The sequence below is a fragment of the Rosistilla oblonga genome (assembly GCF_007751715.1).
Taxonomy (GTDB): domain Bacteria; phylum Planctomycetota; class Planctomycetia; order Pirellulales; family Pirellulaceae; genus Rosistilla; species Rosistilla oblonga.
The window spans coordinates 4,700,356-4,712,804 of sequence record NZ_CP036292.1; the positions used below are offsets into that span (position 1 = coordinate 4,700,356).

The window sequence follows — 12,449 nt, forward strand, 5'->3', positions numbered from 1 at the left end:
GCAGCAAGAGCGTGCCGCGGGATTCAGGCGTTCGATCGCAAGCGATGAAACGTGGGTTCGCAGGGACGCGTTTTGTTCAGATTTTGCGAGTCGATCAACTGCAAGCGTCCATCGGGCCATTCGACGATCGCGCTGCAGTGCTCGATCCAATCGCCGGTGTTCAGATACGTGATCTCTTCGATCTGAGTGATCTCCGGCTTATGGATATGGCCGCAGACAACCCCTTCGCACTCTTGATCGCGAGCAAAGTCACACAACTGCTGATGGAAGCCGCTCTTTTTTTGGACACAGCTTTTCGCCCACAGCTTCAAACTGCGACTGATCAGAATCCCGCGGCCGCCAAACAAGCGAAGCACTGCATTGATGCTGCGATCGATCGCCAGCAACCCCTCGTAAGCAAACGATCCGACAAATGAAAGCCACTTCATTTGGCTCTCGACCATATCGAATTGATCGCCGTGCAAAACGGCCAACCGCTTTCCATCGGCGCACTGATGGATGAACGAGTCGCGGATTTGCACCAGTCGGTAATCTTCGACAAAACTACGCAAGAAGGTGTCGTGGTTACCCGGTGTGTAATAGATTTCGGTTCCCGATACGCCGAGATCGAATAATCGTGCGACCAAACGATTGTAAGCCGGTGTCCAACGGAGCTTGCGGCTCATGCGGCGATTGTCGACCACGTCGCCAACCAAATAAATCTTTTGGGGCCAGCAACGTTCGAGCAGCTGCAACAGCGGTTCGACCTGGCAGAACCGACTGCCCAGATGGATATCCGAAAGAAACAGCGTTCGCGCGTCGGACAATTCCCAAGTTGCGGACGACGCGTTTCGATTTGAAACGATCGTTTGTTCTGTGCTTGTCACGCAGTGCGACCTCTCTTATGCCCACGGATCGGGGTACAAAACGCCAGCTTTTGGAGACGTCTCGCGAATGTCGTTCCCTCGTATCAGCTGCCATCGTCCGTGAACATGCAGATCGGAAAGTGTGGCCGCAGTGTACCAAGAATGAAATAGGGGGCGAAGTACAAAAAATGGGAAACATGCCCAACCGGGGATGGTTCGAAACCGGATGAGCCAACCCTTTTTCTGGCATGGAGCCCGAGGCTCGCTCACGCATCCGGCCGGTTTGGGCTACAATTCCCCCTTTTGCCCCCCAACAACGTCCCTTCCAAATGAATTGGAATGCCATGCAATCTCGGAATTCAAGGATCGGCCTGATCCTTTTCTTTTGCTATCTGCTGCTTTACAGCGGATTCGTATTTATCAATGCTCTCTCCCCCGACTCGATGGATATGCAGCCGATCGAAGGCATCAACCTCGCTATCGTCTATGGGTTTGTTCTGATCGTCGGCGCGTTTGCGATGGCGCTGCTGTACGGTTTGCTTTGTAAAAATGAAGCTCCAAGCGACAACGATGGGGAGGCGAAATAATGATTTACGAACCCTCCACGATCGCCGTCGTGATCTTTTTGGCATTTGTTGGTCTGACGCTCGGCTTCAGCTTTTACCTTGGACGGCAAGCCAAATCGTCCGCCGGATTTTTTACCGCCCACGGACAGATCCCCTGGTTTGTCAACGGCGTCGCGTTTGCTGGCGATTATCTGTCAGCCGCTTCGTTCCTCGGAATCTGTGGGATGATCGCCTTTAGCGGTTACGATGGCTTTCTCTATTCGATCGGTTACCTAGCCGGTTGGATCGTCGCGCTGTTTGTCGTCGCCGAACCGATGAAGCGCCTGGGCAAATTTACCTTCGCCGATGCTCTTAATTCAACGTTCAACTCGCGCGGCATCAAACTGGTTGTCGGCATCAGTACGCTGGTCGTCAGCATCTTCTATCTGATCCCGCAGATGGTTGGTGCGGGCGTGTTGATTCAACCGCTGCTCGGCTTCCCGCACTGGGTTGGCGTCGTCTTGGTTGGTGCCACGGTGATCTGCATCGTCACCTCCGCTGGCATGTTGTCGACGACCTGGGTTCAGTTCCTAAAAGGTTCGCTGCTGGTGATTTTCAGCGGCGTCCTGACATACATGATCTTGCAACGTGGCTTCACCGCGCAAGAGGGCGGAATCGACGGGCACGTCTTTCAAACCGTGGGCCCGCTGAGCTTGGAGAACATGGAATCCGAACTGCTCGCCACGCCGATGTTGGCAGGCGGCAAGATCGTTCCCGCGACGGGCGATTGGGAAGGCAAAGACTTTATCCGTACCCGCGACAGCGAAGGTGCGATGATCGTTTGGCGCATCGAAGAGGCTGGCGATGACAAAGTCAAACTGCTTGAAGGGCAAATCCTTACCGAAACGGCCGATGGCGAGACCTTAGTCAACGGCTTGGTCAAGGGAACCGAAAAGGGCGGCGCCGAACTGCATCCGATCGGCTACATCAATAAGCTCAGCGGAGACCGCAAAGAGACCGGACCGCTCGGCTTTTTGTCGTTCTTCCGCGAACTGGGCGAAAGCGAAGTCACGCTATGGAGCGAGCAGAAGATCGCCGACAGCGACGGCGCCAAATCGACGGTCTATTATCCGACATCGGTCTCCGGGTCGGAAGTCCTTCGCCCAGGCCGCAAGTTCACGGGCATTCGCAGCGACAACCCGCTCGATCGCCTGAATTTCTTGTCGCTGATGTTGGCTCTGTTCTGCGGAACCGCATCGCTGCCCCATATTTTGATCCGCTACTACACGGTTAAAGATGAAGCGGCGGCGCGAAAGAGTACGATCGTTGGAATCGCGGCGATCGGATTCTTTTATGTCCTAACGCTCTACATGGGACTCGGTGCGATGGCCAGCGGTGCGTTGGACGTCACGACTAGCAACATGTCGGCACCATTGTTGGCGAAGAGCATCAACGAGTGGTTGTTTGCGATCATTTCGGCGATCGCGTTTACGACGGTTCTGGGAACGGTCAGCGGATTGATCATCGCATCGGCGGGTGCCGTCACCCACGATCTGCTCGTCTCGTCGCTCGGTTTCAAGTTGACGGGTGACGAAGAGGTTCGCGTCGCCAAACTAGCATCGATAACCGTCGGCGTGATCGCGATCGTGCTGGGGATTCTGTTCAAAGACCTGAACGTTAGCTTCTTGGTCGGGTGGGCATTCAGCATCGCAGCGTCGGCAAACCTGCCCGCGTTGATCATGTTGTTATTCTGGCGTGGCACGACGCATCAAGGAATCATCGCTGCGGTCACCGTGGGAATGGTTTCGTCGCTTGGCTGGATCCTGTTGAGTGGCGATACCTACGCGAAGGTCTACGGTCTCGATGCCGCCGACGCGATCGTTCCGTTCAGCCAACCGGGAATCGTCACGATCCCGCTGGGCTTCATTACGCTTGTCGTCGTCTCTTTGATGACGCGGCGCGATACGCCGAAATAAGCTTGCGTCGGCGATACGCTAATGCATCCGCGCGGCCTTGATTGGTTCAATCCCATCAAGGCCGCCGGCTTTCTGTGGCGAAGCGATTCGGCCGTGAGCGCGTCTCGTGGCTCGCGTCCCTCTTACACCGCATCCATCTGCCGCCGGTGCGCCCGCGGTGTCTCTACAACCAGCGGTTTACCGAGCGCCACCGCGGCATCTGTCACCGGGTATCTTGGGGTGGGATTGGACAATGCCACGGGAAAAAGCGGCGATCCCATCGTCCAGTCGCCTGCCCGACGCGCAGGCAATCCGTGATTGGTTTATAATCACGCAGACTGTTGTTCAAACAACCTCCAGAACGGACAGAGAACAATTTTAGAGGGAATTGTTGGTCCAAAGATCGATGTTTTTCGGGATTCAATCGATACCGCACGCGGCTCCGATTCAATTGGCACGTCAATTGCTATCGTTATCGCTGCAAGGCGAGCCATGCCGGGACTCAGCGCGAGCGATGGCGGTTGCTCGCGCACCCCACCGACTGAAAACGGAATCTGCTGCGAATCGGAGCCAAATACTTTGCGAGGGTTTGGATCTCAAGTGGCTTTGAAAATAAGGGCGGAAGCAAGCGATGACTGCAATCATTCAAACCGGACACGAATTTTCACTCTCAACAACGCATCAGGACGATATGAGTCTGCTCGAGAAAGAGAACAATCTAAAAGTAACTCTCATCAGCTTACATGGGCTGATCCGCGTCAAAGATCCCGAACTGGGCCGCGATGCGGACACCGGCGGACAAATTAAATACGTGTTGGAAATGGCCCGCGAACTGGCGGCACAGCCCCACGTTCGAGAGGTAGAACTTCTGACCCGCCAGATCCTCGACCCTAAGATCGATCCCTGCTACGGGCAGCTCGAAGAACAGATCTGCGAAAATGCAAAGCTGATCCGGATTCCGTTTGGCCCCAAACGCTATCTGCGGAAAGAAGGCCTGTGGCCCTACTTGGAACTGTTCATCGATCAGACGCTTGTCCACTTCCGGCGCCACGGATTGCCCGACATCATTCACGGCCACTACGCCGATGCCGGGATGGCCGGCGCCCAACTGGCTCGCTTGCTGCACGTCCCCTTTGTCTTCACGGGGCACTCCCTGGGACGGGTGAAGCGGCAGCGTTTGGCATTAGGCAAAGCGAGCGAAGAGACACTCGAACGCCGCTACAAATTTGGACTCCGCACCGAAGCGGAAGAGATGGCTCTCGAGACGGCGGCAATGGTTGTCACCAGCACCAGCCAAGAGGTGGAGCAGCAGTATTCGCTGTATCACCACTACGTTCCCGAACGGATGGAGGTGATTCCGCCGGGCGTTGATCTGGATCTCTTCACCCCAGCCACCGACGACTGGCAACCGCCTGCGATTGCCGACGAACTGGGGCGTTTTCTGCGCGATCCCGACAAACCGATGATCCTTACGTTGGCGCGGCCCGACGAACGCAAGAACCTCGAAAAATTGGTCGAGGTGTACGGCCAAAGCGAGGAACTGCAGAAGACAGCGAACCTCGTGCTGCTGATGGGCACCCGCGACGACCTGGGCGAATTGCCTCGCGGACAACGCCAGGTGATCGAAAACGTATTGCACCTGATCGACCACTACGATCTCTACGGCAAGGTGGCTTATCCCAAGACGCATGCACCGGGGGACGTCCCGGAACTGTATCGCCTGGCGACTGTCGGTAAGGGAGTCTTCATCAACCCCGCGCTGACTGAACCGTTTGGACTGACGCTGCTGGAAGCGGGAGCAACCGGACTGCCGATCGTGGCTACAAACGACGGTGGCCCACGCGACATCATCGCAAATTGTGAAAACGGCCTGCTGATCGATCCAATGGATGGCGATGCGATCGAAAAGGCGCTGCTGCGAGTTCTCACCGATCCCGAACAATGGCACGCTTGGTCGCAGGCGGGAATCGACGGAACGCGGAAACATTATTCCTGGAGCAATCACGCGCGACGCTACCTGCGCGACTTGAGCGACATCCTGGAACACTCAGCCAAGCCAGCTCTACTGTCTCGACCGCGAGCACGTCGAATCCCCGAGTTCGATCGACTGCTGATCACCGACCTCGACAACTCGTTGACCGGCGACGACGAATCGCTACGCGAACTGATCGACGTCATCCAGCAACACGAAAACATCGGCTTCGGAATCGCCACCGGGCGACACCTTAACAGCGCGATGGAGCTGATCGAGGAACTGGGGCTGCCGCGTCCCGACCTGATCGATACCGATGTCGGCACGCAGCTGCACTACGGCGCCGAACTGACCCCCGACCGAACTTGGCAAAAACAGATCGGATATGCCTGGCAGCCGCTGGAAATCCATAAAGCGTTGGATGATCTGCCCGGATTTTACCGGCAGACCGACGACCATCAATCGGAATACAAGGTTAGCTACGAGATCGATCCGGATACTTCTCCGTCGGTGACCGAAATCAAAAAGAAGCTTCGTGAAGCAGGCCTTCGTGCTAAGGTTGTGCTGTCGTTGGGAATGTATTTAGACATCATCCCAGTCCGCGGCGGCAGCGACCTTTCGATGCGTCACCTGCTTTGGAAGTGGGGATTTTCGCCCGAAAATGTACTGGTCGCCGGCGACTCGGGGAACGACGCGGGAATGCTGCTGGGCCGAACGCTTGGCGTTGTCGTGGGCAATCACGGCCCCGAACTGGAGCGTTTGCGAAACCGTCCGCGAATCTATTTCGCCGAGGGTGAACACGCTCGGGGAATCCTTGAAGGCATCGAATATTACAACTTCCTAGAGAACATCGTCATCCCGAATGATCGTATCGAATCCTAACGGAGTCAACTCGCGAGCCAGAGGTTCCGCCGCAGAGACCTATCAATTCGAAGCCGATCTGTCGCTGAAGCGTCTTCGCGACGTGCTGGATGCAACGTGGCAGCGTTTGGATGTCGAACCGGATGTCGTTCACGAGTTCGAGGTCCGACTGGAACAGCATTGGCGTCCGCTGTTCCGGTTGTTGATGCATCTGTACGGATCACGCTACGATTTCTTCTACCACCTGCAGCAGATCGTGATCACTGCGGCGGAGGCTTGGGCTGCGCGGTCTCCCATCTTGCGGGCCCAAGATTACCACCGGATCAACGAACCCGATTGGTTTACCTCGCAGAAGGTGGTCGGTGGCGCGTTGTATGTCGATCTGTTCAGCGAAAACCTGGGTAAGCTGCGGCAACACATTGGCTATTTCAAAGAGCTTGGCCTCACCTACCTGCACCTGATGCCGCTGTTTGCCGTTCGCCCGGGCGACAATGACGGTGGGTATGCGATCAGCAACTATCGCAGCGTCGACCCTCGCCTTGGAACTGTCGAGGACCTGCGTCTGCTAGCGGATGAACTGCGCGAAGCTGGCATCGTGCTGGTGCTCGACTTTGTCTTCAACCACACCTCCGAAGACCACGAATGGGCGCTGCAAGCGCAAGCCGGCGACGTCGAATACCAGAACTTCTACTACATCTTTCCCGATCGCGAGATCCCCGATCAATACGAACGGACGCTGCGGGAGATCTTCCCCACGGTCCGGCGTGGCAACTTCACGTGGCACGACGGGATGCAGCAGTGGGTCTGGACCACATTTAACAACTTCCAGTGGGACCTGAACTACAGTAACCCCGCGGTCTTCCGGGCGATGCTGGAGGAACTGTTCTTCATCGCCAATACCGGCGTCGATATCCTGCGGCTCGATGCGGTCGCGTTCATCTGGAAGCAGATGGGGACGGGGTGCGAGAACCTGCCCGAAGCCCACATGCTGATCCAGGCCTTCAATCGACTGTGCAGCATCGCGACGCCGGGGCTGCTGTTCAAATCCGAAGCGATCGTACACCCCGATGATGTCGTCAAATACATCGGCGAACGCGAGTGTCAAATCTCGTACAACCCGACTCTAATGGCGTTGCTTTGGGAATCGCTTGCGACGCGGCGCGTGAGCTTGCTTGCTCAATCGCTGAGCCATCGTCACCAACTGCCTCCACGGACCGCGTGGGTCAACTACCTGCGGTGCCACGACGACATCGGTTGGACATTCGACGACGCCGATGCCGCGGCGGTCGGCATCAATGGTTACGACCACCGAAATTTCCTGAACCGGTTCTACACCGGACAGTTCGAAGGCTCATTCGCACGTGGAGTTCCGTTCCAGGAAAACGTGCAGACAGGCGACATGCGGATCTCCGGCACGATGGCCTCACTGGCTGGACTGGAACAAGCGATCGAAGAGGACTCCGAGGAGCTGAAGGAACTCGCGATCCGGCGGATGCTTTTGCTGCAGGGCATCACGCTCAGCATCGGCGGGATCCCGCTGCTTTATCTCGGCGAAGAGTGGGGGATGCTGAACGATTACGACTTCGTCAAAGACCCCGCCAAAGCTGGCGACACGCGATGGATCCACCGACCGAAGATGCAGTGGCATTATCTCGATGAACTCGATGACCACATCGCTTCGGACAGCCAATCGATCCGGTCGCGGATCTTTTTGTCTCTGCAGCGATTGATCGCGTTGCGGGAATCACTGCCCGCCCTTGCGGGCCAGCAGATGCAGCTTGTCGATCTGGGGAATTCCCACGTATTGTGTTTCGTGCGAATGCACGAGGCGCACCGCCTGATCGTGATCGCCAACTTCTGCGAATCCCCGCAAACGATCGCTGGCAACCTGTTGCGGACGACCGGGCTGGGACGCTTTTTTGAAGACGCGATCTCCGGGGAAACAATTTCAACAAGCGAGCCGTTCGAACTGGATTCGTATCAGATCATGTGGCTGGAACGCTGCTAATTCGGCCCCGACATGGAAGCCGGCTGCCCTCTACGGAACAATGGAAATGCAGGAAACGAAACCACAGCTATCGTCCCCCAACGTCTTGGCAACCGACCTCGATGGCACGCTGATCCCGCTGAACAACGACGCCACCAATCGCCGCGACCTCGCTCGATTGCGATCGCACTTCGAATCGAGCGACCGCACGTTGGTCTTCGTAACGGGCCGCCATCTGCAATCGGCGCAACAAGCGATCGCTGATTTCGATCTCCCCGTCCCCGATTGGATCATCTGCGACGTCGGCACCACGATCTGCAAGTCCGATGGCAGCGGCGACTTCCTGTCGGTGAAAGGCTACGAAGCGCGACTGGCACAACTGACCGAAGGCTTGTCCCAGGAAGCGGTCCGCACAGCCCTAACACCGCTTACCGGATTGAGGCTGCAGGAACCGGAGAAACAGGGGCGGTTTAAGTTGAGCTATTACGCGGACCAATCCGAACTCGCGTCGCTAACGCAACAGGTAGCCGACCGAATCGCAACCCTTCCCTACTCGATGATCTCCAGCGTCGACCCATTCAACGGGGACGGGCTGATCGACTTGTTACCTCAAGGGGCGTCAAAGGCTTATGCGCTGCAGTGGTGGACGGCGGAAACCGGTCGCTCGGCGACTGATCTCGTCTTCGCAGGCGACTCGGGCAACGACTTGGCTGCCCTGACGGCGGGCTACCGCACGATCGTTGTCGGTAACGCCGACGCAAGTGTTGTCGACGCGGCGCGACTAGCGCACCACAAAGCAGGCTGGACAGATCGACTGCATCTAGCAAAAGCTTGCGCTACCAGCGGGGTACTCGAAGGGTGCCGTTTCCACGGCTTGATCGCCGACGCGTAACGAGCCGCGGTGCCAGAGAAAGAGCCTGGCAAGAAACGCTAAAACTTATGTCGGCGCATAAAAACGCCCGCTCAGGCGGGGCAGGTACCCGAGCGGGCCTAAATCCGGTGAGAACGGGGCAGTAATCTCACCGGAAAGCTTCAAAAGCTTGCGTTGTTTCGATGACCTCATTCTAAAGTCGATCCTTATAGTGTCAACGGCTCCGTCAGAAAAATCAGCAAGAAAATCGCCAGATCGTGCAGTTTCCTTCAAGAGTTTGCGCAGGCTTGTTATTCCCCCCACAACTGCTGGCGTTTCCCGCGTGACTCAGCGACGCCGCAGCGAATCGGCAGAGACGCCGATTAGTCGATAAAGGCTGGGAAAACGCCAAGTGCAGGTCGCTCGGACGATGCTATCCGGCGGTGGATAGAGATCGCGGAAACGCACGTTTGTCGAAATCCAAGGGCGTGTTATGATTGCCAAAATGAATGAGTCAGCAGCCACATCTCAAGAAGAATTTTCGGACCTGATCGACAATTTGTCGGTTTTGGTTGTCGACAACGATCGCGCCCATGCCAGAGCGATGACCGAGAGCCTGGAGAAAGTCGGATACCGATGCCAGGTCGCCGTCAGCGGCCCCGAGGGTTCGAAGCTGATCGAATCGGAACATTTTGACATCGTGATCACCGACATGGTGATGAATGATATCGATGGGATGGAAATCCTGCGTCTGACCCGCCAGCGGCTTCCCGATTGCGAAGTTGTCATGGTCACCGGGCACGCGACGGTCCCGACGGCTGTCGAAGCGATGCAGCATGGCGCGTTCAACTTCCTGGAAAAACCGATCACGCCCAATCGCTTGCGAGCGATCACGGCGAAGGCTGTCGAAGCGATCAGCCTGCGACGCAAGAACACCGAACTGCACCAGCGTCTGGACGAAAAGTTCGGCTTCGAAGGGATCGTCTTTGCCAGCGCCGAGATGCAGGCGGTGATCGATCGTTTAAAACGAATCGCCCCCACCGATGCAACCGTATTGATCACCGGCGAAAACGGAACCGGCAAGGAGCTTGTCGCACAAGCGATCCACCAAAACAGCCCACGCAAAGCGAAGCGGATCGTGGCGCTGAATACGGGAGCGATCGCCGAGAACCTTGTCGAGAGCGAACTGTTCGGGCACGTCAAAGGTTCGTTTACCGATGCGATCGGCGATCGCGTTGGAGCGTTCGAATATGCCAACGGAGGTTCGCTGTTCCTGGACGAAGTCGGCGACATGCCGATGAGCACGCAAATCAAGCTGCTGCGTGTTTTGGAGGAGCACCGAATCACGCGTGTCGGCGACAACAAACCGATCAAAGTGAATGTTCGCCTGGTCAGCGCGACAAACCGACCGCTGGACGAGATGGTCAATGCAGGAACCTTCCGCAGCGATCTCTATTTCCGATTGAAGGTCGTCACCGTCCGGATCCCGCCGCTTCGCGAGCGTCGCGACGATATCATTCCCTTGATGGATCATTTCCGCAAGCAATTCCTGAAGCGGCACGGCAAGCCGAGCGCCGCCTTCTCCCCGGCGGTTACGAAGCGGTTCTTTGCCTACGACTGGCCAGGCAACGTTCGCGAACTGCGAAACTTTGTCGACACGATGGTCGTCCTGGATACCGACGAAGTCCTCGACATCGACGACCTGCCGCCGGAACTCGCTGATGTCGATGACACTACCGTCGCCGGACAACTCGGCGGCGACATGAGCCTGCTCGGCAAACCGCTCGCCGAAATCGAGCGCTGGGCGATCGAAGAGACGCTGAAATTGACCGGCGGCAATCGCGAAGAGGCGGCGCGGATTCTAGAGATTGGTGCCCGCACTCTGTACCGTCGACTGGACCAATACCGGGGGAAAGAGGAGAACGCGTCGGAGTCGGAATGATTTAACCTTAAAATTTTACTCCTATCGCGTTTGTCCGACTTGCGGTAAACTGCCTGCCATCATCGAGCCTCAAAGAACTGCACGGCTTTGATGGGTCAAGCGAAAGTAGACGTTGACCCCCGCGAATCCTAGGCAATGACCCTAGAATTCCAATCGCGGCTCGATAGCGACGAGGTCTTCCATCATGTTGCCAACGCCACTCGATTGGCCACAGCAGCAATTGCGAACGACAGATTGTATGACGCGCCACGCACCGGCATGACGGGTATAACCCGCAATCCATTGGCGAATTTGAGTCAACTCTGTATCTATCGCACCATCAAGGTGAAGCAGTGTCGCTTGCGTCTAACCCGACTCCGTTGCGACAACTGATTCCTGCCTCATTCCACTCATATCCGGCAGGATCCGATCCCTTCATGGAATCCCTATGCCTGAATCTATGCAATCTAAAGACAACCAAGACCAAAATCTCCCATCGTACGACGAAGCGACCGCCGCACTGAACGACACTTACGTCTTCGAAGCTACCCCGCTGGATCCCGCCGTCGAATTGCTGCTCGCCCAATACTCGCAGCCCATCTCCGATTCGATCGGCGTCGAAGCGGTAGCTTACGACCAACAGCCCGCCACGATCGAACAACCCGAAGTTGCTCAAGAGATCGCTGAGCTGATCGCACCAGCTGAGCAAAACTCAGGCGAGGAAGCCGCTGCTCAAGAAGTCGCTGCACAAGAAGCCGCTGCTCAAGAAGCCGCTGCTCAAGAAGCTGCTGCTCAAGAAGCTGCTGCTCAAGAAGCTGCTGCTCAAGAAGCCGCTGCTAAAGAAGCTACCGCTAAAGAAGCTGCCGCTAAAGAAGCTGCCGCTAAAGAAGCCGCTGCACAAGAAGTCGCTGCACAAGAAGCTGCTGCTCAAGAAGCTGCTGCTCAAGAAGCTGCTGCTCAAGAAGCCGCTGCTAAAGAAGCTGCCGCTAAAGAAGCCGCTGCACAAGAAGTCGCTGCACAAGAAGTCGCTGCACAAGAAGTCGCTGCACAAGAAGCTGCTGCACAAGAAGCTGCTGCACAAGAAGCTGCTGCACAAGAAGCTGCTGCACAAGAAGCTGCTGCACAAGAAGCTGCTGCACAAGAAGCTGCTGCACAAGAAGCTGCTGCACAAGAAGCTGCTGCACAAGAAGCTGCTGCACAAGAAGCTGCTGCACAAGAAGCTGCTGCACAAGAAGCTGCTGCACAAGAAGCTGCTGCACAAGAAGCTGCTGCACAAGAAGCTGCTGCACAAGAAGCTGCTGCACAAGAAGCCGCTGCTAAAGAAGCTGCCGCACTAGAAGTCGCCACTCAAGAAGTCGCCACTCAAGAAGTTGCTACTCAAGAAGTTGCTACTCAAGAAGTCGCTACTCAAGAAGTCGCTACTCAAGAAGTCGCTACTCAAGAAGTCGCTACTCAAGAAGTCGCTACTCAAGAAGTCGCTACTCAAGAAGTCGCTACTCAAGAAGTCGCTACT

Annotated in this window: 8 protein-coding genes; 7 read left to right on the plus strand and 1 reads right to left on the minus strand. The window is 56.5% G+C overall.

Annotated features, from left to right (window positions below):
- Positions 1–23 precede the first annotated feature (23 nt).
- Entirely contained in the window at positions 24–866 is an 843-nt protein-coding gene (locus CA51_RS16550; RefSeq protein ID WP_145122344.1) for a UDP-2,3-diacylglucosamine diphosphatase, read from the minus strand.
- Positions 867–1,174: 308 nt separating this feature from the next.
- On the opposite strand from CA51_RS16550, the gene CA51_RS16555 reads away from it, so the two are divergent.
- The 7 genes from CA51_RS16555 to CA51_RS26525 all read left to right on the plus strand — a co-directional run bounded on the left by CA51_RS16555 (position 1,175) and on the right by CA51_RS26525 (position 12,273).
- Positions 1,175–1,432: a DUF485 domain-containing protein gene (locus CA51_RS16555; RefSeq protein WP_145122345.1), complete on the plus strand. Its 258-nt coding sequence runs from the start codon at positions 1,175–1,177 to the stop codon at positions 1,430–1,432.
- Positions 1,432–3,366 carry a sodium/solute symporter gene (locus tag CA51_RS16560; protein ID WP_145122346.1) on the plus strand — a complete coding sequence of 645 codons (1,935 nt, stop codon included), beginning with the start codon at positions 1,432–1,434 and terminating at the stop codon, positions 3,364–3,366. Before CA51_RS16555 ends, CA51_RS16560 begins: the two co-directional genes overlap by 1 nt.
- 610 nt (positions 3,367–3,976) lie before the next feature.
- Positions 3,977–6,199, plus strand: coding sequence for an HAD-IIB family hydrolase (locus CA51_RS16565; protein WP_231745741.1), 2,223 nt, complete (start codon positions 3,977–3,979; stop codon positions 6,197–6,199).
- Positions 6,180–8,186: an amylosucrase gene (locus CA51_RS16570; protein WP_145122347.1), complete on the plus strand. Its 2,007-nt coding sequence runs from the start codon at positions 6,180–6,182 to the stop codon at positions 8,184–8,186. Before CA51_RS16565 ends, CA51_RS16570 begins: the two co-directional genes overlap by 20 nt.
- Positions 8,187–8,232: 46 nt before the next feature.
- Positions 8,233–9,057 (plus strand): HAD-IIB family hydrolase, encoded by an 825-nt coding sequence (locus CA51_RS16575; RefSeq protein ID WP_197451243.1) that lies wholly within the window; start codon positions 8,233–8,235, stop codon positions 9,055–9,057.
- A 463-nt stretch (positions 9,058–9,520) separates the two neighbouring features.
- Positions 9,521–10,957 carry a sigma-54-dependent transcriptional regulator gene (locus CA51_RS16580; protein ID WP_231745742.1) on the plus strand — a complete coding sequence of 479 codons (1,437 nt, stop codon included), beginning with the start codon at positions 9,521–9,523 and terminating at the stop codon, positions 10,955–10,957.
- Positions 10,958–11,694: 737 nt separating this feature from the next.
- Positions 11,695–12,273 carry a histone H1-like repetitive region-containing protein gene (locus CA51_RS26525; RefSeq protein ID WP_420821483.1) on the plus strand — a complete coding sequence of 193 codons (579 nt, stop codon included), beginning with the start codon at positions 11,695–11,697 and terminating at the stop codon, positions 12,271–12,273.
- Positions 12,274–12,449: the final 176 nt, after the last annotated feature.

Excerpts from the sequence above, each read along its gene's own strand:
- CA51_RS16565 (WP_231745741.1), top strand. The coding sequence starts at position 3,977 with ATGACTGCAATCATTCAAACCGGACACGAATTTTCACTCTCAACAACG.
- CA51_RS16580 (WP_231745742.1), top strand. The coding sequence starts at position 9,521 with ATGAATGAGTCAGCAGCCACATCTCAAGAAGAATTTTCGGACCTGATC.
- CA51_RS16575 (WP_197451243.1), top strand. The coding sequence starts at position 8,233 with ATGCAGGAAACGAAACCACAGCTATCGTCCCCCAACGTCTTGGCAACC.
- CA51_RS16555 (WP_145122345.1), top strand. The coding sequence starts at position 1,175 with ATGAATTGGAATGCCATGCAATCTCGGAATTCAAGGATCGGCCTGATC.
- CA51_RS16570 (WP_145122347.1), top strand. The coding sequence starts at position 6,180 with ATGATCGTATCGAATCCTAACGGAGTCAACTCGCGAGCCAGAGGTTCC.
- CA51_RS16560 (WP_145122346.1), top strand. The coding sequence starts at position 1,432 with ATGATTTACGAACCCTCCACGATCGCCGTCGTGATCTTTTTGGCATTT.